Annotated in this window: 17 protein-coding genes and 1 pseudogene; 14 read left to right on the top strand and 4 right to left on the bottom strand. The window is 68.7% G+C overall.

What is annotated here, in order from left to right; genetic code table 11:
- Positions 1 to 85: 85 nt before the first annotated feature.
- A complete protein-coding gene (locus H0B54_RS28285; RefSeq protein ID WP_188263112.1) occupies positions 86 to 748 on the top strand; it encodes a septal ring lytic transglycosylase RlpA family protein in 663 nt (220 codons plus the stop codon).
- Here H0B54_RS28285 and H0B54_RS28280 read toward each other — a convergent pair.
- Entirely contained in the window at positions 745 to 1566 is an 822-nt protein-coding gene (locus tag H0B54_RS28280; protein ID WP_188263111.1) for an SDR family NAD(P)-dependent oxidoreductase, read from the bottom strand. The two genes, H0B54_RS28285 and H0B54_RS28280, sit on opposite strands and share 4 nt — an antisense overlap.
- Before the next feature lie 353 nt (positions 1567 to 1919).
- Between H0B54_RS28280 and H0B54_RS28275 the strand changes: the two genes are divergently transcribed.
- The 9 genes from H0B54_RS28275 to H0B54_RS28235 all read left to right on the top strand — a co-directional run bounded on the left by H0B54_RS28275 (position 1920) and on the right by H0B54_RS28235 (position 11829).
- The gene (locus H0B54_RS28275; protein ID WP_014239679.1) at positions 1920 to 2369 is read left to right on the top strand and encodes a MaoC family dehydratase; all 450 of its coding nucleotides are present in this window, start codon (positions 1920 to 1922) and stop codon (positions 2367 to 2369) included.
- Between the two features lie 182 nt (positions 2370 to 2551).
- On the top strand, positions 2552 to 3508 hold the full coding sequence (locus tag H0B54_RS28270; RefSeq protein ID WP_188263110.1) for a bifunctional riboflavin kinase/FAD synthetase: 957 nt from the start codon (positions 2552 to 2554) through the stop codon (positions 3506 to 3508).
- Between the two features lie 3 nt (positions 3509 to 3511).
- Positions 3512 to 3688 carry a hypothetical protein gene (locus H0B54_RS28265; protein WP_014239676.1) on the top strand — a complete coding sequence of 59 codons (177 nt, stop codon included), beginning with the start codon at positions 3512 to 3514 and terminating at the stop codon, positions 3686 to 3688.
- Between the two features lie 88 nt (positions 3689 to 3776).
- Positions 3777 to 4487 carry an orotate phosphoribosyltransferase gene (locus tag H0B54_RS28260; RefSeq protein ID WP_188263109.1) on the top strand — a complete coding sequence of 237 codons (711 nt, stop codon included), beginning with the start codon at positions 3777 to 3779 and terminating at the stop codon, positions 4485 to 4487.
- Between the two features lie 208 nt (positions 4488 to 4695).
- Entirely contained in the window at positions 4696 to 7551 is a 2856-nt protein-coding gene (gene ileS, locus H0B54_RS28255) for an isoleucine--tRNA ligase (protein WP_188263108.1), read from the top strand.
- Between the two features lie 144 nt (positions 7552 to 7695).
- Positions 7696 to 8199 carry a signal peptidase II gene (gene lspA / locus H0B54_RS28250; RefSeq protein WP_188263107.1) on the top strand — a complete coding sequence of 168 codons (504 nt, stop codon included), beginning with the start codon at positions 7696 to 7698 and terminating at the stop codon, positions 8197 to 8199.
- An 84-nt stretch (positions 8200 to 8283) separates the two neighbouring features.
- Positions 8284 to 8901 carry a DUF3035 domain-containing protein gene (locus tag H0B54_RS28245; protein ID WP_188263119.1) on the top strand — a complete coding sequence of 206 codons (618 nt, stop codon included), beginning with the start codon at positions 8284 to 8286 and terminating at the stop codon, positions 8899 to 8901.
- 140 nt (positions 8902 to 9041) lie between these two features.
- A complete protein-coding gene (locus H0B54_RS28240; protein ID WP_188263106.1) occupies positions 9042 to 10463 on the top strand; it encodes a M16 family metallopeptidase in 1422 nt (473 codons plus the stop codon).
- Position 10464: 1 nt separating this feature from the next.
- Positions 10465 to 11829, top strand: coding sequence for a M16 family metallopeptidase (locus H0B54_RS28235; protein ID WP_188263105.1), 1365 nt, complete (start codon positions 10465 to 10467; stop codon positions 11827 to 11829).
- A 43-nt stretch (positions 11830 to 11872) separates the two neighbouring features.
- On the opposite strand, the gene H0B54_RS28230 is transcribed toward H0B54_RS28235, so the two are convergent.
- The gene (locus H0B54_RS28230) at positions 11873 to 12040 is read right to left on the bottom strand and encodes a hypothetical protein (protein WP_188263104.1); all 168 of its coding nucleotides are present in this window, start codon (positions 12038 to 12040) and stop codon (positions 11873 to 11875) included.
- Between the two features lie 175 nt (positions 12041 to 12215).
- On the opposite strand from H0B54_RS28230, the gene pgi reads away from it, so the two are divergent.
- Positions 12216 to 13859 carry a glucose-6-phosphate isomerase gene (gene pgi, locus H0B54_RS28225; RefSeq protein WP_188263103.1) on the top strand — a complete coding sequence of 548 codons (1644 nt, stop codon included), beginning with the start codon at positions 12216 to 12218 and terminating at the stop codon, positions 13857 to 13859.
- A gap of 212 nt (positions 13860 to 14071) precedes the next feature.
- Positions 14072 to 15250, top strand: coding sequence for a hypothetical protein (locus H0B54_RS28220; RefSeq protein WP_188263102.1), 1179 nt, complete (start codon positions 14072 to 14074; stop codon positions 15248 to 15250).
- A 494-nt stretch (positions 15251 to 15744) separates the two neighbouring features.
- On the opposite strand, the gene H0B54_RS28215 is transcribed toward H0B54_RS28220, so the two are convergent.
- On the bottom strand, positions 15745 to 16950 hold the full coding sequence (locus tag H0B54_RS28215) for a hypothetical protein (RefSeq protein ID WP_188263101.1): 1206 nt from the start codon (positions 16948 to 16950) through the stop codon (positions 15745 to 15747).
- A 334-nt stretch (positions 16951 to 17284) separates the two neighbouring features.
- Between H0B54_RS28215 and H0B54_RS28210 the strand changes: the two genes are divergently transcribed.
- Together H0B54_RS28210 and mutL are read left to right on the top strand one after the other, a co-directional pair.
- On the top strand, positions 17285 to 18127 hold the full coding sequence (locus H0B54_RS28210) for a hypothetical protein (protein ID WP_188263100.1): 843 nt from the start codon (positions 17285 to 17287) through the stop codon (positions 18125 to 18127).
- A 76-nt stretch (positions 18128 to 18203) separates the two neighbouring features.
- Complete coding sequence (gene mutL / locus H0B54_RS28205; protein WP_188263099.1) at positions 18204 to 20105, top strand: DNA mismatch repair endonuclease MutL; 1902 nt, start codon at positions 18204 to 18206, stop codon at positions 20103 to 20105.
- Positions 20106 to 20311: 206 nt separating this feature from the next.
- On the opposite strand, the pseudogene H0B54_RS28200 reads toward mutL, so the two are convergent.
- A pseudogene (locus H0B54_RS28200) lies at positions 20312 to 20673 on the bottom strand (hypothetical protein); the annotation flags it as partial.

Genomic DNA, 20673 nt, shown 5'->3' with positions numbered 1-20673 from the left:
CAGCGTCCGACGACGCCGCCGGCCATCCGGTGGAACCCCCACGCTACCCCGGATGTTGTCCAGGTCCGAAGGGAGGTACATTCGAATGCACATGGCGCGCACACTGTCCATGGCGCTCTGCGCCCTGTCCCTGACCCTGTCCCCCATGGCCGCCGCCCAGGCCCAGCCCTCTTCCAAATCGCAAAGCCCCAAGGACGCATCGGTACCGCCGATCGCCGTGGAGCGCACCGGCGAGGGCGAGCCGGTGATCGTCCATGAGGGCGAGGCGTCCTTCTACGGCGGCTCGTTCCACGGCAAGAAGACGGCCAGCGGCGAGCGCTTCGACCAGAACAAGCCGACCGCCGCCTCACGCGAACTGCCGCTGGGCAGCAAGGTCACCGTGACCAACCAGGACAACGGCAAGAGCGTCGACGTCATCGTCAACGACCGCGGCCCCTATGTGGACGGGCGGGTCATCGACCTGTCGAAGAAGGCCGCCAAGCAGCTCGATATGATCGAGGACGGCGTGGCCCCGGTGCGCGTCGAGGCCAAGCCCTCCGAACAGCCGACCGAGGCCGTGAAGGAGAAGGTCGAGGCCAAGGCCGAGAAGGCCGACCAGACCCAGGTGGCGGAGCAGCCCGGCTCCCAAAAGAAGGGGAACGGCGCCGCCCTGTCCGGATCGTCCGGGTCCGGATCGTCCGGGTCCGGATCGTCCGGGTCCGGATCGTCCGGCGCCGACCGGCAGAGCGGTTCCGGGTCCGACCGCTAAGCCCCTCCGCGCGGCGGACGGACGGTCCTGCGCGCGCGCTGGCCGCGGTCGAAGGCGGCCAGCAGCGCGCCCAGCCCGTCCGACGCCGCGTGGCGCGACCACAGGAAGGGGCGCAGCATGTTGCGGGTGCCGAAGCCGTGCACATGCACCGTGCGGCGCCCCAGCGCCTGCAACCCCTCCCGCGCCACGTCCAGCGGATCGGCGGCCCCCGGCAGGGCGTTCAAGGCGAAGCCGGCCCGCTTGCCGAAGGCGGTGCGGGTGGCGCCGGGGCACAGAACCAGCACATCCACCGGCTTGCGCTTCAGCTCCGTCGCCAGCGCCTCGCCATAGGCCAGGACGAAGCTCTTGCTGGCGCAGTAGGTCCCGAGGAACGGGATCGGCTGGAAGGCCGCCGTGCTCGACAGCAGGATCAGCCCGGCCCGCCGGCCGTCGCGAGCCGCCCGCTCGATCATGCCGGGCAGCAGCGCGCGGGTCAGCACCGTGGTCGCCACCACGTTCAGCTCCACCGTCGCCCGCTCCGCCTCCGGCGGGTTGTCGAGCACCGGCCCGAAGGCGCCGGAACCGGCGTTGTTGATGAGCAGGTCGATCTCCAGCGTCTCCGCCTTTTGGATCAGGGCGTTGCGCCCCTCGTCGGTGGTCAGGTCGGTGGCCAGCACCTCCACCCGGCGCCCGGCGGCCTCCAGCTCCGTCTTGGCGGTGTTGAGGGCCTCGGCGTTGCGGGCGGCCAGCAGGAGGCCGGTGTCGGCGGACAGGGCGCGGGCGAAGCCGGCGCCGATGCCGGAGGTGCCGCCGGTGACCAGCGCGAAGCGGTGGGGCATGGGTCGGGTTCCGTCGCGGTTCGGGGGATGAGAGGTGACGGTTGGCCGCGGCGGCGGGAAGTCAAGCCGTCCGCCCCCGAGTCGCCGCGCATTCCGCGGTGCAGCAGGCCGAATTGTCGGTACACAAATTAATTAGCCCCGCTCCGGACTTTTACTGTCACGGAACTGAAATCGCCGGACCAGAGGAAATAGGCAGGACGTCTCGACTGCCTCCTCTTTCGAAAGAGGTTAGCGGTTTTTTCACTTTTTCAGGCGAGTCGTGTTGCCATCACGTGGTTGCAGTGCATATATCGCATTGCACCATACGTGTTGTCGCACCGCCCGGCCGGTGCTTGATGAAAAGGAACCGCGGTATGGATGATGTTCGCCAAGTCCTGAAGGACAACGAGGGCCACTGCATCGAGGATTTGACCGTCGGCATGACGGCGTCCTTCGCGAAGACGGTTACCGAGGCGGACATCGTGCTGTTCGCCGGCATCTCCGGCGACACCAACCCGGTCCACCTGAACCAGGAATACGCCAGCGGCACCATGTTCCAGGGCCGCATCGCCCACGGCATGCTGAGCGTCAGCTTCATCTCCGCCGTTCTCGGCACCAAGCTGCCGGGGCCGGGCGCCATCTACATGAGCCAGACCGTGCGCTTCAAGGCGCCGGTCCGCGCCGGCGACACGGTGACCGCCCGCGCCACCGTCACCGAGATCATCCCGGAGAAGCGCCGCGCCGTCGTCCGCACGGTCTGCACCGTCGGCGAGACGGTGGTGATCGAGGGCGAGGCCCTGCTGATGGTCCCGTCGCGCGGCTGATCCCGCCGGCAAGCCTTCAATGCGGGCAAGCCTTTAACGATCGAAATGACTTGCCGGTCGCCGGTGCGTAGACCACGCGCCGGCTCCGGTCTATATAAGACGCCCATGGCATGGCCCGCCCCGGCGGGCCGCCATCGTTTCCGGGGGCCGTCCGCGGCCCGCAGACCATCAGGGCGTGACGCATGCGATTGTTCCGACACACCGCCGACCTGCCGGAGGACGCCCGCGGGGCCGTCGTCGCCCTGGGCAACTTCGACGGGGTGCACCGCGGCCATCAGGCGGTGATCGCCACCGCCCAGCGGATCGCCCGCGATCTCGGCGCGCCCTCGGCGGTGATGACCTTCGAGCCGCATCCCCGCTCGGTCTTCCGCCCCGACGACGCCCCCTTCCGCCTGTCGCCCTTCCGCGTCAAGGCCCGCCACATCGAGGCGCTGGGGGTCGACCTGCTGTTCGTCTGCCATTTCGACGAGAGCTTCCTGCACAAGACCGCCGACGCCTTCATCCAGGAGGATCTGGTGGCCGGGCTGGGCGTGCGGCATGTCGTCTGCGGCTACGACTTCCTGTTCGGCCACGGCCGCGGCGGCGACCCCGCCCTGCTGCGGCAGGCCGGCGCGGCGCACGGCTTCGGCGTGACCGAGGTCGGGCCGGTGTCCGACGATGCGGAGAGCGTCTATTCCTCCACCCGCGTGCGCGACGCGCTGGTCGCCGGCAACCCGCGCGAGGCGGCCCGGCTGCTCGGCTCCCCCTGGGAGATCGAGGGGCGCGTGGAGCATGGCGACCACAAGGGCCGCACCATCGGCTTCCCCACCGCCAACGTCGAGCTGGCCGACTATCTCCGCCCCGCCTTCGGCGTCTACGCGGTGCGCACCGGGGTGGACCAGGGGGCGGGCACGGTCTGGCGCAACGGGGTCGCCAACCTGGGCCGCCGCCCGACCGTGGGCGGAACGGTGGAGCGGCTGGAGACCCACATCCTCGATTTCGACGGCGACCTCTACGGCCAGCATCTGCGCGTGCAGCTCATCGAGTTCCTGCGGCCGGAGCGCAAGTTCGGCAGCTTCAGCGAGCTGAAGGACCAGATCGTCCAGGACGCCGCGGCAGCCCGCGCCGTGCTGGCCCGGGAACCGCGGTCGGAGGATTGAGCGATGGACCGCGTGATCCTTCTGCTGTTCATCCTGAACCAGGGCGGCCCGACCACCATCGAGTTCCAGACGATGGAGCAGTGCAAGGCCGCCGAGCCCGCCATCGTCCAGGCCTACCGCGAGATGACCGGCAACCCGGTGCTGACCCGCTGCATCGCGCTGGCGCTGCCGGGGAAGTGACGGCGCAGGGCAAGCCCGCCCCATTGCGATTCGCACGCCGGGGGGCTACACACGGGGCAGTTTGAGCCTCCCTGGGAGCCGTTAGGCCATGACCACCGCCGCTGCCCTGCCCGCCCCTGTCAATGGTGACCGGGCCACGATTGCCGCCACCGCCGCGAAGATCCTGCTGGAAATCAAGGCGCTGCATTTCAACGCCGAGACGCCCTTCATCTTCACCTCCGGCTGGGCGAGCCCGGTCTACACCGACTGCCGGCGCATCGTGTCCTTCCCGCGCGCCCGCAAGGCTCTGATGGACTTCGCCGTCCAGACCATCGAGCGCGAGATCGGCTACGAGAGCATCGACGCGGTGGCCGGCGGCGAGACGGCGGGCATCCCCTTCGCCGCCTGGATCGCCGAGCGGCTGGAACTGCCCATGCAGTATGTCCGCAAGAAGCCGAAGGGCTTCGGGCGCAACGCCCAGATCGAGGGCGTGCTGACCGAGGGGCAGCGGGTCATCCTGGTCGAGGACCTCGCCACCGACGGCAAGAGCAAGGAGAACTTCGTCACGGCGCTGCGCAACGGCGGCGCCACGGTGACCGACAGCTTCGTGATCTTCCATTACGGCATCTTCCCGCAGTCGAAGACCAACATGGACCGCATCGGCGTCCGCCTGCACGAGCTGTGCACCTGGTGGGACGTGCTGAAGGTCGCCCGCGAGAACCGGTACTTCGACGAGAACACCCTGTCGGAAGTCGAGAAGTTCCTGAACGACCCGGTCACCTGGTCCGCCGCCCACGGCGGCAAGGCCAGCTTCGACTGACGCCGCCCGGAGGCGCCGCGCCTTGACCGCACCGCCCACACCGCTAATATCCCGCGCGATGCTGCATCCGGCGTGGGTCATGGCGCGTAAGGCGCGAATTACCAACCCGGCCTCCTGAGGGGGGCCGGGACCGCCTCGTTTGTGCGTGCGTCGGGGGCCTGACCGCTGCCGCCCGACGGTTCTGCTTCAGGTTCAGGATATCCCCGACATGACCCGCGACTACAAGTCCACCGTCTTCCTGCCCCGCACCGACTTCCCCATGCGCGGCGGCCTGCCCACCAAGGAGCCGGAGCTGCTGAAGCGCTGGGAGGACATGGGCCTCTTCCAGCGGCTGCGCGAGACGGCCAAAGGCCGCGAGAAGTTCGTCCTGCACGACGGCCCGCCCTACGCCAACGGCAACATCCACATCGGCCACGCCGTCAACAAGGTGCTGAAGGACGTCATCGTCCGCTCGCGCCAGATGCAGGGCTTCGACTCCAACTACGTCCCCGGCTGGGACTGCCACGGCCTGCCCATCGAGTGGAAGATCGAGGAGAAGTACCGCGCCGAGGGCAAGGACAAGGACGAGGTCCCGCTCAACCAGTTCCGCGCCGAGTGCCGCCAGTTCGCCCAGAAGTGGGTGGACGTGCAGGCCGGCGAGTTCCGCCGCCTGGGCGTCGAAGGCAACTGGGCCGACCCGTACCTGACCATGACGCTGCCGGCCGAGGCGCAGATCGTCCGCGAGATCCACAAGTTCGCCATGAACGGCGGCCTCTACAAGGGCGCCAAGCCGGTCATGTGGTCGGTGGTGGAGAAGACCGCGCTGGCCGAGGCGGAGATCGAGTACCACGACCACACCTCGACCACCGTCTTCGCGCGCTTCGCCATCTGGGGCTCGCCGGCGCCGGAGGTCGACGACGCCAACATCGTCATCTGGACGACCACCCCCTGGACCCTGCCGGGCAACCGCGCCATCGCCTTCGGCGACGAGATCGAATACGCCACCTACAAGGTGCTGGAGGTCGAGGAGGGCAGCCTCGCCGAGGTCGGTGAACGGCTGGTCGTCGCCACCGCGCTGGCCGAGAGCGTCTTCAAGGAAACCAAGATCAAGGACGCGCGACTGCTGCACCGCTTCCCCGGCTCGCGTCTGGCCGGCGGCTACTGCCACCACCCGCTGACCCGCAGCGGCTACGACTTCAAGGTGCCGCTGCTGGCCGGCGACTTCGTCACCACCGACGCCGGCACCGGCTTCGTCCACATCGCCCCCGGCCACGGCGAGGACGACTTCCATCTCGGTCAGGCCAACGGCATCGAGGTGCCGCAGACGGTCGGCGAGGACGGGCGCTATTACGACCATGTCCCGCTGTTCGCCGGCCTGCGCGTCTACACCGCCGAGGGCAAGCCGGGCGAGGCCAACGGCGCCGTGCTGAAGGCCTTCCAGGAGGTCGGGGCGCTGCTCGCCAAGGGCCGCATCAAGCACAGCTACCCGCACAGCTGGCGGTCGAAGGCCCCGCTGATCTTCCGCACCACGCCGCAGTGGTTCATCTCCATGGAGACGAACGACCTGCGCAAGACGGCGCTGCAGGCCATCTCCGACACGACGTGGTTCCCGGCCCAGGGCGAGAACCGCATCCGCGCGATGATCGAGCAGCGCCCGGACTGGTGCATCAGCCGCCAGCGCGCCTGGGGCGTGCCGATCGCCCTGTTCGTCCGCAAGGACAACGGCGCGATCCTGCGCGACGCCGAGGTGTTCAACCGCATTGCCGACATCTTCGAGAAGGAAGGCAGCGACGCGTGGTTCGCCCGCCCGGCGCAGGACTTCCTCGGCAACGCCTACCGCGCCGACGATTACGAGCAGGTCAGGGACATCGTGGACGTGTGGTTCGAGTCCGGCTCGACCCACGCCTTCGTGCTGGAGCAGCGGCCGGAGCTGAAGTGGCCGGCCTCGCTGTACCTTGAAGGCTCCGACCAGCACCGCGGCTGGTTCCACTCCTCCCTGCTGGAAAGCTGCGGCACGCGCGGCCGGGCGCCCTACGACGCGGTGCTGACGCACGGCTTCACGCTCGACGAGCAGGGCCGCAAGATGTCCAAGTCGCTGGGCAACGTGGTCGCCCCGCAGGAGGTCTGCGACAAGTACGGCGCCGACATCCTGCGCCTCTGGGTGGTCAGCACCGACTACACCGAGGACCAGCGCATCGGCCCGGAGATCATCAAGTACCAGGCCGACCACTACCGCCGCCTGCGCAACACGCTGCGCTACATCCTCGGCGCGCTGGCCGACTACACCCCGGCCGAGCGCATCGCCGTCGCCGAGATGCCGGAGCTGGAGCGCTGGGTCCTGCACCGCCTGTCGGAGCTGGACGCGCTGGTCCGCGCCAAGATCGAGGCTTACGACTTCCACGACCTGTCGGTGGCGATCCACAATTTCTGCGCCGTGGAGCTGTCGGCCTTCTACTTCGACGTCCGCAAGGACAGCCTCTACTGCGACGCGCCGGGCTCGGTCCGCCGCCGCTCGGTCCGCACGGTGATGGAGCATCTGCTCTCCACCCTGACCGCGTGGCTGGCCCCGATCCTCTGCTTCACCGCGGAGGAGGCGTGGCTCGCCCGTCCCGAGGGCCTGACCGGCACCGAGGGCTGGAGCGAGGAGAGCGTCCATCTGCGCGTCTTCCCGGCCATCCCGGCGGAGTGGCGCAACGACGATCTCGCCGCCAAGTGGGAGTCCATCCGCACCGTCCGCCGCACCGTCACCGGAGCGTTGGAGCTGGAGCGGGCCAACAAGAAGATCGGTTCGTCCCTGCAGGCCAACCCGACCGTCTTCGTGGACGCGGCGACCAAGGCATTGCTCGACGGCGTGGACTTCGCCGAGATCTGCATCACCTCGCAGATCACCGTGGCGGAGGGCACGGCGCCTGAGGGAGCGTTCGTCCTGCCCGACGTGGCTGGCATCGCGGTGGTGCCCGGACTCGCCGAAGGGGGCAAGTGCGAGCGCTGCTGGAAGATCCTTCCGGAGGTCGGCACGAACGCCGCACACCCGACGCTGTGCCTCCGTTGCGCCGAAGCCGTGGACGCGGACCCGGCGTTCTGATTGGGCTTGGTGGTTGCGCCGGGCCCCCACCCAACCCTCCCCCGCTTCGCAGGGGAGGGCTTCATCTCCTCCCCCTGCGCAGCGGGGGGAGGTCGGGAGGGGGGCCAGCGCGGCCGCCACCCCACCACCCCCTCGGAGCACTCCATGAGCAGCCTCTCCACGTCCGGCAGCCGCGGCTACACGGTCTTCGGCCTGTCCGTCGCCGCGCTGGTGGTGGTCCTCGACCAGCTCACCAAATGGTGGATCCTCGACGTGGTCATGCAGCCCTATCCACGGGTCGTCGAGGTCACGCCCTTCTTCAATCTCGTGCTGGCCTGGAACACCGGGGTCAGCTTCGGCACCTTCGGCAGCTCCCACGCCTTCATGCCCTACGTGCTGGCCGCGGTGGCCTTCGCCATCGTCGTGGCGCTGCTGCTCTGGCTGCGGCAGGCCGACCGGCGCTATCTGGCGCTCGCCCTGGGCATGGTCATCGGCGGGGCCATCGGCAATGTGATCGACCGCTTCCTCTACGGGGCCGTCGCCGATTTCCTCGATTTCCACATCGGGGGGTGGCATTTCTGGGCCTTCAACGTGGCAGACAGCGGAATCAGCGTCGGCGTGGCGCTTCTCGTGCTGGATGGGCTGTTCGCCGGCCGCGAAAAGTCGTAATAGTTCACGCGACGGAGCCGCTATAAGGGACGCGGCCCGACGACAAGCGGCCTGACGACTAGACGACGGGACTCGAACGTGACCATGCTTTCCTTCGCCTCCTCCATCGCGCGGCGCTCCACCCGTTCCCTGGGGCGGGGCCCGCTGCTGGGCTTGGCGCTCGTCGCGCTGGCGCTTACCGGATGCACCGACGTCCGCCGCTCCATCGGCCTCGACCGCACGAGCCCGGACGAGTTCACCGTCGTGTCCCGCGCGCCGCTGACCATGCCGCCGAGCCTCGCCCGCCTGCCGGAGCCGCGCCCCGGTGCGGCGCGCCCGCAGGACGCCACGTCGGCCGCGGTGGCCGCCGCCTCGGTCTTCGGCGGCTCCTCGCGCGCCACCGCTACCGCCGCGGGCGGCCGGACGACGGGCGGCACCGCCGGCGAGTCGGCGCTGATCGCCCAGGCCGGCGCCAAGAGCGGCATCGAGCCGGGCATCCGCAACAAGGTCGATCAGGAGACGACCCAGCTCGTCGTCGCCGACAAGAGCTGGATCGACTCCCTGCTGTTCTGGCAGACGCAGGAGCAGCCCTACGAGGTCGTCGATCCGAAGAAGGAAAACCAGCGCCTGCGCGAGGCTCAGGCCACCGGCAAGGCGCTGAACGACGGCACCGTCCCGACCATCGAACGCAAGCGCCGGGCGCCGCTGGAAGGGCTGTTCTAAGCCGATTTCAGAGCCCCGGTTCGGGGCCCCAACTCGGGGCATTGTTCCGGGCGCTTCGCCGCACCAGTATCTAGGGGGCGTTCCCAGACGGGGACGCCCCCTTTTGCATTCCCGTCCCCTTCGCTCCCAACGAGAGGCCCATGCTCCCCAACGGCCCCACCGCTCCCCCACCCCGGAAACGGCCCTGGCGGCGGCTCGCCGCCGCAGGCGTCCTGGCCTTCGCCCTGACTGGCACCCTGACCGGCGCCATCCCCGCCGCCATCACGCCCGCCTTCGCCGCCGAGAAGGGAGTCTTCTTCCCGGAGACCTTCACCCTGTCCAACGGCATGCAGGTCGTGCTGGTGACCAACCAGCGCGTGCCGGTGGTCACCCACATGGTCTGGTACAAGGTGGGCGCGGCGGACGAGCCGCGCGGCGTGTCGGGCATCGCCCATTTCCTGGAGCATCTGATGTTCAAGGGGACGGAGGAGGTTCCGCCCGGCGCCTTCTCCCGCATCGTCGCCAAGAACGGCGGGCGCGACAACGCCTTCACCTCCTGGGACTACACGGCCTATTTCCAGAACGTGGCGCGCGACCGGCTCGAGCTGGTGATGAAGATGGAGGCCGACCGCATGTCGAACCTCCGCCTCACCGATCAGTTGGTCTACCCGGAGCGGGACGTCATCATCGAGGAGCGCCGCCAGCGCATCGAGAACGAGCCCGCCGACCGCATCGGCGAGCAGATCAACGCCACCCTCTACGTCCACCACCCCTACGGCACGCCGATCATCGGCTGGCCGCAGGAGATGGCCACGCTGACGCGGGAGGAGGCGGAGTCCTTCTACAAGAGCTGGTACGCGCCCAACAACGCCGTGCTGGTGGTGTCCGGCGACGTGACCGCCGAGGAGCTGAAGCCGCTCGCCGAGAAGTACTACGGCAGCATCGCCGCCCGCCCGGTGCCGGAGCGCGTCCGCGTGCAGGAGCCGCCGATCAGCGCCGCCCGCCGGGTCATCCTGCGCGACGACGAGGTGCGCCAGCCCTCGATCCGCCGCAGCTGGCTCGCCCCCTCCTACCGCACCGACAAGGAGGGCTACGCCTATCCGCTCCAGGTGCTGTCGGAGATCATGAGCGGCGGCCCGACCTCCCGCCTCTACCGCAGCCTCGTCGTCGAGCAGCGCATCGCCACCTCGGCCTGGCTGGGCTACAGCCCGTCGTCCTGGGACATGACCTCGCTGGCGGCGGGCGCCTCGCCGGCCCCCGGCGTGACCATGGACAAGCTGGAAGCGGCGCTGGAGGCCGACATCCGGACGCTGGTCGAAAAGGGCGTGACCGAGGAGGAGGTGGCCACCGCCAAGAAGCGCATGCTGGCCGAGGCCGCCTACGCCCGCGACAGCCTGACCGGCCCGGCCCAGACGCTGGGTGCGGCCATCGCCACCGGCCAGAGCATCGACGACGTGGAGAACTGGCCGGTGCGCATCGACGCGGTGACCGCCGATCAGGTCAACGCCGCCGCCCGCGCCGTTCTGGGCCAGACCAACCACGTCACCGGCCTTCTGCTGCCGCTCCAGGACAAGGGAAGCTGAGATGATCGTCCTATCCAAGCGCCTCATGTCCAAGCGCGTCTTCGGCGCCTGTCTTTTCCTCCTCGCCTTCGCCATCACCACTCCGGCAGCCGCCATCGAGATCAAGCGGGTGGTCAGCCCCGGCGGGATCGAGGCGTGGCTGGTCGAGGACCACAAGGTCCCCATCATCGCCCTGGAATGGGCCTTCGAAGGGGCCGGCGCGTCCGACCCCAAGGGCAAGGAGGGCCTCGCCAACCTCGCCGCCCGCACGCTGGACGAGGGCGCCGGCCCCTATGACAGCCAGGCCTTCGCCGCGCGGCTCCAGGACAACGCCATCGCGCTGGGCTACGACGCCGGGCGCGACGGCTTCGGCGGCAGCCTGCGCACGCTGAGCGACCGCCGCGACGAGGCGTTCGAGCTGACCCGCCTGTCGCTGGCCGAGCCGCGCTTCGACGCGGAGGCGGTGGAGCGCATGCGCGCCGCCGTGCTGTCCAGCCTGCGCCGCGACCAGGCCGATCCCAACTATGTCGGGCGGCGGCTGTTCTACTCCACCGCCTTCCCCGGCCACCCCTACGGCGACGAGATCCGCGGCACGCTGGAGTCGCTGCCGACGATCACGCCGGACGACCTGCGCGGCTTCGTGAAGGCCGGCTTGGGACGCGACCGTCTGGTCGTCGCCGCGGCGGGCGACATCACGCCGGAGGATCTGGGCCGCGCGCTCGACCATGTGTTCGGCGGCCTGCCGGCCACGTCCGCGAACGGCGCCATTCCCGACGTCGAGCCGAAGGGGCTGGGCGAAACGCTGGTCGCCACCCGCCCGACCGCGCAAACCGTCATGCTGATGGGCCAGACCGGGCTCAAGCGCGCCGACCCCGACTGGTACGCGGCGACCGTGATGAACTACGTCCTGGGCGGCGGCGGCTTCGGCTCCCGCCTGATGGAGGAGGTTCGGGAGAAGCGCGGCCTCAGCTACGGCGTCTACAGCTACCTGATCCCGATGGACCATTCCGCACTGGTGATGGCCGGCGGCAACACGGTGAACGCCAAGGCCGGTCAGGCGCTGGACATCATGCGCCAGGAATGGAAGCGCATGGCCGAGCAGGGCGTGACGGAGGAGGAGCTGGCCGACGCCAAGACCTACCTCACCGGCAGCTTCCCGCTGCAGCTCAGCAGCACGCAGGCGATCGCGGGCATCCTGCTCCAGGTCAAGCGCGACGAATTGGGGATCGACTATCTCGACCGCCGCGACGCCTTCATCAACGGCGTCACCCAGGCCGACGTGCAGCGCGTGGCGAAGCGGCTGCTCGACCCCAACCGGCTGCTGACTGTGCTGGTCGGCCGTCCGGAAGGCGTGACCGCGACGCGAACGATCGACGGGGGGAGCTGACGGAGGCGCGGTCGCGGTGGGTCTCCCGCCGCGACCGCCCTTCTCACGCCAAGTCCGGCTGGCTCCCCGGAAAGCGTGGATCGCCGGGGTCGATGGGGCGGCCCGGCACCTTGCCGGGGATGATCCCCACCTGGTCGGGCCGCTCGTCCTCGCGGCGTTCCTCCTCGGCCGGAACCGGCGGATTCAATTCGGGTTTGTTCGGATCGCTCATGGTCACCTCCTGTCCCCGAAAGAACACAGGGCACCGGTTGCCGGTTTCATCGTCCGCCCCGCATAGTCCGCTCACCCTAGTCCTTTGTGCACGTTGGATGCGCCGCTTTGGCGCGTACCCGCCGCGCATCGATCAATGCTAGGCTCCGCGCACGCGAGAAGGAGGCAAAATCCCAATGTCAGCGCTCACCCGTTCGCCCGCCTGGGAAGCCCTGGCCCGTCATCGCCAGGACATTTCGACCCTCCACATGCGCGACCTGTTCGCCGCCGACGCCGACCGCTTCGACCGCTTCTCCCTGGAAGCCTGCGGCCTGCTGTTCGATTATTCGAAGAATCGCATCACCGAGGAGACGCGCGGCCTGCTGCTCGACCTCGCCCGCCAGCAGGACGTGGAGGGCTGGCGCGACCGCATGTTCGCCGGGGAGCGGATCAACATCACCGAGGACCGCGCCGTCCTGCACACCGCGCTGCGCAACCGCTCCAACCGCCCTGTTCTGGTGGACGGTCAGGACGTGATGCCGGAGGTGAACGCCGTCCTGCACCGCATGGAGCGCTTCGTCCGGCAGGTCCGCGACGGCGCCTGGACTGGCTACACCGGCCACCCGATCACCGACATCGTCAACATCGGCATCGGCGGGTCCGACCTCGGCCCGGTGATGGTGACGGAGGCGCTGACCCCCTACCTGCACCCGCAGATCGGCGTGCATTTCGTCTCCAACGTGGACGGCACCCACATCAGCGAGACGCTGGAATGGCTGGACCCGGAGACGACGCTGTTCGTCATCGCGTCCAAGACCTTCACCACCCAGGAGACGCTGACCAACGCCCACACCGCGCGGCGCTGGTTCCTGGAGAGCGCCGGCGACCCCGCCCATGTCGCCAAGCATTTCGTCGCCGTCTCCACCAACGAGGCGGAGGTGCGCAAGTTCGGCATCGACCCGGCCAACATGTTCGGCTTCTGGGACTGGGTCGGTGGCCGCTATTCGCTGTGGTCGGCGATCGGGCTTTCGATCGCGCTCGGCATCGGCATGGACCGCTTCACCGAGCTGCTGGCCGGCGCCCACGACATGGACGAGCATTTCCGCACCGCGCCGCTGGAGCGCAACATGCCGGTGCTGATGGCGATGCTCGGCGTCTGGTACGTCAATTTCTGGGGCGCCAAGTCCCACGCCGTGCTGCCCTACGACCAGTATATGCACCGCTTCCCCGCCTATCTCCAGCAGTTGGACATGGAGAGCAACGGCAAGACGGTGGACCGCCAGGGCGCGCGGGTGGACTACGCCACCGGCCCCGTGGTCTTCGGCGAGCCGGGCACCAACGGCCAGCACGCCTTCTACCAGCTGATCCACCAGGGGACGGAGCTGGTCCCCGCCGACTTCCTGGCCCCGGCGGAAACCCACAACCCGATCGGCGACCACCACCGCATCCTGCTGTCGAACTTCTTCGCCCAGCCGGAAGCCCTGATGCGCGGCAAGACCGCCGACGAGGTGCGCGCCGAGATGGCCAAGTCCGGCAAGCCGGCCGAGGCCATCGAGCCGCTGGTCCCCCACCGCGTGTTCGAAGGCAACAAGCCGTCCAACAGCATCCTGTTCAAGAAGCTGGACCCGCGCACGCTGGGCGCCCTGATCGCGCTGTACGAGCACAAGGTGTTCGTCCAGGGCATCGTGTGGGCCATCAACAGCTTCGACCAATGGGGGGTGGAGCTGGGCAAGCAGCTGGCCGGCAAGATCCTGCCCGAACTCCAGAACGGCCCAACCGCCGCGCTGGGGCACGACGGCTCGACCAACGGGCTGATCGGCTGGTACCGAAAGAACCGCTGATCCTCCGCTCCCCCGTCCCGTCGCCGGGGGAGCTCTTGTCCAACCGCTCACCCCAGCGGGATGAGGTCAGCTTGGATGGACAATGCGGCGTCCATCCGGGCGCCGCTCCCTCCGGTCCGCCAATTTGGTGCAATCGCTTGTAGCGCCATCAATCCTCCACCGCCACGCTTCTTCGGATCGCTTCGGAAGCCCCCGTGCGTGTGGAGACGCTGATGCCCATCCTGAAATTCATCGAGGTCAACGCCGCCAAGGCCATCCTGGCGGAAGCCAAGCCGAAGAACATCACCTTCGGCAACGGCAAGCTGAACATCGGGATCGGCGTCGAGTTCGATAAGGAGTTCATCGAGAAGCTCCAGGACGATCCGCTGTCCTGGCAGAAGCTCCAGGACGCCGCCTCCTCGGCCTACAAGGACTTCATCGCCGAGGCGGTCGCCGAAGTCGTCAAGACGGACAAGGTGATCGGCCGTCTGGTCGGCGACCCCACCATGCAGAAGGCCGCGGCGGACGTCTGCTACGCCGGCCTCAAGATGAAGGCGTCCAACCTGACCAAGGAGGTGGACGCCAACGTCAAGAAGGCGTGGGCGCAGATCATCAAGACCAACAAGGACTACAGCAAGTACAAGTGGCGGGCCGCCGTCCATGTCGGCCTCCAGATCGGCGGCGTCGCAATCTCCGCCGCTGGGATCGGCGGGGCCGTGGCGACCGGCGGGGTGTCCGCGGTCATCGGCATCTACGGCATGGTCAAGAGCTGCCTCGGGCTGTTCAAGGACCTCGTCAAGCTCTGGCTGTCCGCCGAGAAGTTCCGCACGGCGATCAACGGGCAAGTCACCAAGCTCGTCAAAGCCTACAACGCGAAGAAGTCGGTGGCCCGCAACAGCTCCGACTCCGCGAAGGAGGTCATCAACACGGTCTTCGGAACGGAACTCGGCACGATCGGGAAGTGCCGCGGCGACATCAAGCAGTATCTGAGCAAACTGGACGGCGTGGACGTGAAGTCCCACGAAATCTCGCGGGAACTCGGCAAGGTGATGTCCAAGCTCGACCGGGCGATGAAAGACATGAAGGCCGTCACCAAGAACAACAAGGCGTTGGCCGCGGCGCTGCCCAAGCTGGAAGAGCAGATCAACGACCTGATCGTCAAGATCGTCGCCAAGCAGGAGATGATCAACGAAGGCCGCGAATGGGCGAACCGGATGGACGAGGCGCTGGAGCTGCTGGAAAAGGGCAAGCCGGGCTGGCTGAAGGTCTTCGACAAGTCGCTCGTCCTGCTCGATCTCGGCCTCTCCTTCGCCGACCTGTCAACCCAAGCCGACAAGATTGTGGAGATCGCCTGGGGCGCCGCCCAGGCCGCGGAGGAGCTGTACGACGACATCAGCGAGGCGGTCGCCTGACGTCGGCATGACCGCGGCGCCGGACGACGCCCCCTGCAGGAAGCCCTTGTGCGGCGCGGCGATCCGGCGTAGGGTGCCGGTCATGAACCCCGTGCGCCTCACCTCTCCCGCCCTCCTGGGGCGATTTTGGTACCGCTGGTACATTCCGGCGGCATAGGTATCGCACATCCACGATGCACCCGAAGCCGCCCGACCCGAGGCGGCTTTTGTGTTTTCAGCACGCGGTGCACGCAAAATCCTCCTGACGGTCACGGCGGCCTCCCTTACCAACCGGAGGTCCCATCATGTCCGATTTCGATTTCGACGTCGTCACCGGCCCGTCCCGCGCCAGCTGCCCCGCCACCCCCAGCGAACCGGAAACGCAGGAGGACGGCCACCCCGCCGACAAGACCGGCCCGGCGTGACCGCCCCGTGCCTGGAACCGCCCCGCCCTTCCCGCCTCGCCACGGCGACGGGGAAAAGCGGGGCGGCCCACAAGCGAGGACGTCAACCGTTTACGGCAACGTGACCGGCGCAGCGGTGGCGAAGCCGAGCTGGCCCAGCTGCGCGTCGAAGAAGTAGTTGTAGGCCAGCAGCAGGTTGATGCCCGTGTTGACGAAGGCGGCATCGCCATTCGGCAGGACCGGCTCCAGCGACGCCGGGGCCGCCGCGGTGGACAGCGCGGTGTCGATGGCGAAGATGCCCTTGACCGGGGCCGCGCTGGACATGGCGAAGCTGTAGGACATCACCGGCTCCGCGTCGGGGCTGGACCCGTTCGGCACGGCGATGGTGATCTCCGCCCCGCCGAGATTGGCCGTCCACGTTTTCACCTGCGGAACGCTCATCATCGCGCCGGTGACGCCACTGTCGAGCAGCAGGGTGGCCTTCAGCGGCAGCCCGTCATGGACCGTGCTGATGGTGATGGTCGCCGGGCCGGTCAGCCAATAGGGCTGGGTCGGGGCCGCCGGCCAGGAGGTTCCCGACGCCGGGGCGCAGTTGCAGTCGTTGGTGACGTTCGGCGTGACCGGCGGCTTGGCCGAAGTCAGCGCGACGGTCTGCCCGTTGAAGGGGGCGGCCGTGAACTCGGCGGTCGTGACGCCCAGCGATATGCAGCCGCTCGCCCCGCTCCCCGCCGAGGACAGCAGGTAGGACGGGTAGAGCGGCTGGCCGCCCACCGACGCCGACAGGAACGGGTTGCTCAGCGTGTAGACCACCTGATCGGACTGGCCGGCGTTCGCGGTGTAGCTCAGCGCCGGGCGGCCGAAGCCGACGCCCATCATGCCCATGCCCGGATCGACCGGGTTTTGGACGCCGGGCGTGCTGGTGTTGCCGGCATATTGCGCGCCGAAGACCACCAGCGGCCCGGCCTCGCAGACGGAAACGACCTGCTTCGAGTCGTTCAGCGACGCGCCGATCGACAGGCTGGGCACGAGATAGAGGCAACCGGCCAGCGTGTTGCCCGACGGGTGATAGGTGATCTGCGCCGGCCCGAGCGACACCACACCCGCGGCCAAGCCCTTCGACGTGTCGCCGTCGACCATCAGCAGAGTTGCGGGGATGACGACGCCGGTCGAACCGGTGTCCACCTGCACCTCGTGCAGCAGGCCGCTCGGCGTGCCGATGGTGACGTTGAGGGAATTGGTCTGGCCCTGCAGGTTGAAGGGCTGGCGGACCACCGGAACATCGACTGGCGCGGCGTAGGTGATGGAGGTATCGGACATGGACTGCTCCAAAAAGAAATCAGATGGAACAGCACATTTCCTCAGGCCAAGTGAATATTCAAACATCTCATCAATACACACGCATTTGCATTCTCATAACCTCCTTATGGCAAAGGCAGAGAAAATGCAGAATGCTTGATGGATTATGTTTTCACGGACCGCAACGACGCGCCGTCCTTCAATTTATTGCCCAAAGGGAAGAAGCGGTCCGGCCACGCGCCACCCGACCGGACACTTCCGCCGCATGGACAACCGATCCCGCGCCCCGCATCATCGTCCGCCACCTCGGGATGCATCCCGAAGGCCGTGCCATCGAAAAGCGGGGGAAGCGCGCATGTCCATCACCGACGCCACCGGCGGAACGCCCGCCACCTTCGGCGTGGGCGCCAAGCCGGGTCCGGCAAAAGGACCCGATGCTGCCACGTCGCGAGTCGCCGCGCCCATGATCGGCCGCAACGGCACGGTGGACACGGTCAGCCTGTCTCCCGACGCGGTCCGGGCCATGAAGGCCGGGGTCATCTCCTTCACGGTCCCAAAGGCCGACGAGGCGGCCGCCAAAGACCCGGTGGCGGCGGGCATGGATGCCATGCTTGCGCGCCGCGATTACGACCTCAAGCAAGCCGACTATATGAGGCAGGCGATGGGCATGCTGCGCCAGACGCTCAACCTGCCCGAGGACCAGCCCATTGTCCTGGGTGGCGCCGCGCATGGCCTGCTGGACAAGCTGGCGGCGAAGAACGGCCTCAGCAGACCCGAGATGCCGGACGCGCTGCGCGCCGCCGGGGTGAAGGACCCGTTCGCGGAGGATGCCGACGCCGAGGCCGGCGTGATCGGCGTCGGCATGCCCAACAGCGGCAAGGAATTGCAGGTCGCCTTCGACCGGCTCGGCCTCACCAGCCGGCCCGCCACGACGAACGACCCGCTGCGCATGATCGCGCTGACGGAGGGGAGCGACCGCAGCGGCCCGCTGCTCGGCGCCATCAAGGGGGGAACGCTGGGACGCCTCACCGACACCCGGCCCGGCCAGGGCGCCAGCCTGTGGGCGGTCACCGACGGTGGTGAAGGGCCGAACGCCCGCGTCCTCGCCTCCGTCCGCTCGGTCGGCATGGAGGACACCGCCACCAACATGGCCGCCGGCCTGCTGAAAGGGTTGAAGGGACTGTTCGCCGGGGCCTGAGGATCGCCGCATCCGTAACCCGCGCATGCCCCCGCTCATGGTGGCATTCCGCGCCTGAGCCTACTATATTTGGCGCATGCCGATCCGCATGTTGCCCGACACGCTCGTCAACCGCATCGCCGCCGGCGAGGTGATCGAGCGGCCCGCCGCCGCCGTCAAGGAACTGGTGGAGAACGCCATCGACGCCGGGGCCACCCGCATCGACGTGGTGGTGCGTGATGGCGGCAAGTCGCTCATCACCATCACCGACGACGGCTGTGGCATGGGGCCGGACGAGCTGGCGCTCGCCGTGGAGCGGCACGCCACCTCCAAGCTGCCGTCCGACGACCTGTTGGACATCCGCTCGCTGGGCTTCCGGGGGGAGGCGCTGCCCTCCATCGGGGCGGTCAGCCGCCTGACCCTGACCAGCCGCCCGCGCGGCGCCGACAGCGCCTGGGCGCTGACCGTGGACGCCGGCCTGAAGGGCGCGCCGCAGCCCGCCGCGCTGGCCCAGGGCACCCGCGTGGAGGTGCGCGACCTGTTCGCCGCCGTGCCCGCCCGCCTGAAGTTCCTGAAAGCCGCCCGGACCGAGTTCGACCACATCGGCGACTGCATCGAACGGTTGGCCATGGCCCATCCCGGCGTGGCCTTCACGCTGGACGGCGACAACCGCTCGACGCTGCGCCTGTCGGCGGCGCAGGGCGACCTTCTCGACGCCCGGCTGACCCGGCTGGGCGCCCTGATGGGCCGCGATTTCCAGGACAACGCCGTGCCGGTGCAGGCAGCGCGCGAGGGGGTGACGCTCGCCGGCTGGATCGGCCTGCCCACCCTGCACCGCCCCACGGCCCGCCACCAGCACCTCTTCGTCAACGGCCGCCCGGTGCGGGACAAGCTGATGGTCGGTGCGGTGCGGGCGGCCTACGCCGATTTCCTGCCGCGCGACCGCCACCCCATGCTGGCGCTGTTCCTCGACCTCGACCCGCAGGAGGTGGACGTGAACGTCCATCCCGCCAAGGCGGAGGTGCGGTTCCGCGACCAAGGCCTGGTGCGCGGGCTGATCGTCGGGGCGCTGAAGCACGCGCTGGCCGAGGCCGGTCACCGCGCCTCGACCACCGTGGGTCTGGCGACGCTGGGCGCGATGCGCCCGGAGAACAGCGAGGTGGACGCGGACGGAGCCATTCCGTCGCCCTCCCCCCTGCCCTACCGCAGCCCGGGGCACCAGCCGGTGCAGTCGTGGGGCGGCAGTTACGGCTCCGTCGTGCCGCGCGGGCTGGCCGACCGGGCGACCGCCTTCCAAGCGCCCCATCAAGCACCGCTCCCTCCCTTGCAGGGCCGCCTCGCCGGCTGGCAGGCCGCGCCCTCCGCACGCCCGCCGGACTATTCGGCGCAGGCCGCCACCGCCGCTCCCCCGCTGGACAGCCACCCGCTGGGCGCGGCCCGCGCCCAGGTCCACAACACCTACATCGTCGCCCAGACCACCGAGGGAATCGTCATCGTCGACCAGCACGCCGCCCATGAGCGGCTGGTTTATGAGCGGATGAAGACCGCCCTCCTGGAAGGCGGCGTGAAGCGTCAGGCCCTGCTGATCCCGGAACTGGTGGAGTTGGACGAGCCGTCCGCCAACCGCCTGCTGGGCCGCGCCGCGGAACTGGCGGAGTTGGGCCTTGCGGTGGAGGGTTTCGGCCCCGGCTGCGTCCTGGTGCGCGAGGTGCCGGCCCTGCTGGGTCAGAGCGACGTCAAAAGCCTCGTCCGCGACCTCGCCGAGGAGCTGGCGGAACTGGGCGACGCGCTGTCGTTGAAGGAGCGGCTGGAGAGCGTGTGCGGCACCATGGCCTGTCACGGCTCCGTCCGCGCCGGGCGGTCCCTCAGCGTCGAGGAGATGAACGCCCTGCTGCGCCAGATGGAGGCCACCCCCCACAGTGGCCAATGCAACCATGGCCGTCCCACCTACGTGGAACTGAAGCTGTCCGACATCGAACGGCTGTTCGGGCGCCGCTAGCTTGTCGGACCACAATATAACTGACCCTGACCCACAATAAGTGTCACTTTCATAATGTTACGAGACGATTGGTGACTATGCTGATACGGCGCCGGGTTGCAGGCCCTAGTCCTACAGTTGAGGTTGCTCGGTCATGAGCTGGCGGCCCCAGTGATACGCCCAGGCGACGGCCTGATGCGTTCGCCGCCACATCGACCAACCGAGGATCAAGGCGAGCCCGGGTGGACACTGCCTCTGGAGGGCGGTGATGAGGTGGCGGATCTCCGGCATGCTGTAGGCAATCGGCTCGAATGGCGCACGGCTGCTGCCCCCTTTTCCGCATTGAGCCGCAGGCACATGGCGGCGAGAAAGGCGAGCGCCAGCATCGAGAGGGTGATTTGCCGGTACCAGCCGTGCCAGCTGCGGACCTCGCAATCGGCCAACCTGCACTCCTGCTTGGCGATCTCGAAGCATTCCTCGATCGCCCACCGCCGCCCGGCCACCCGCACCAGATCCGCCAAGGTGGTTTCCATCGGCCCGAAGGTGACGTAGTAAGCCTTGTCGGCGTGGTCCTTGCGGTTGCGGCGGA

The organism is Azospirillum tabaci (assembly GCF_014596085.1).
Classification (GTDB): domain Bacteria; phylum Pseudomonadota; class Alphaproteobacteria; order Azospirillales; family Azospirillaceae; genus Azospirillum; species Azospirillum tabaci.
This window is presented reverse-complemented; position numbering and strand designations above follow the sequence as displayed.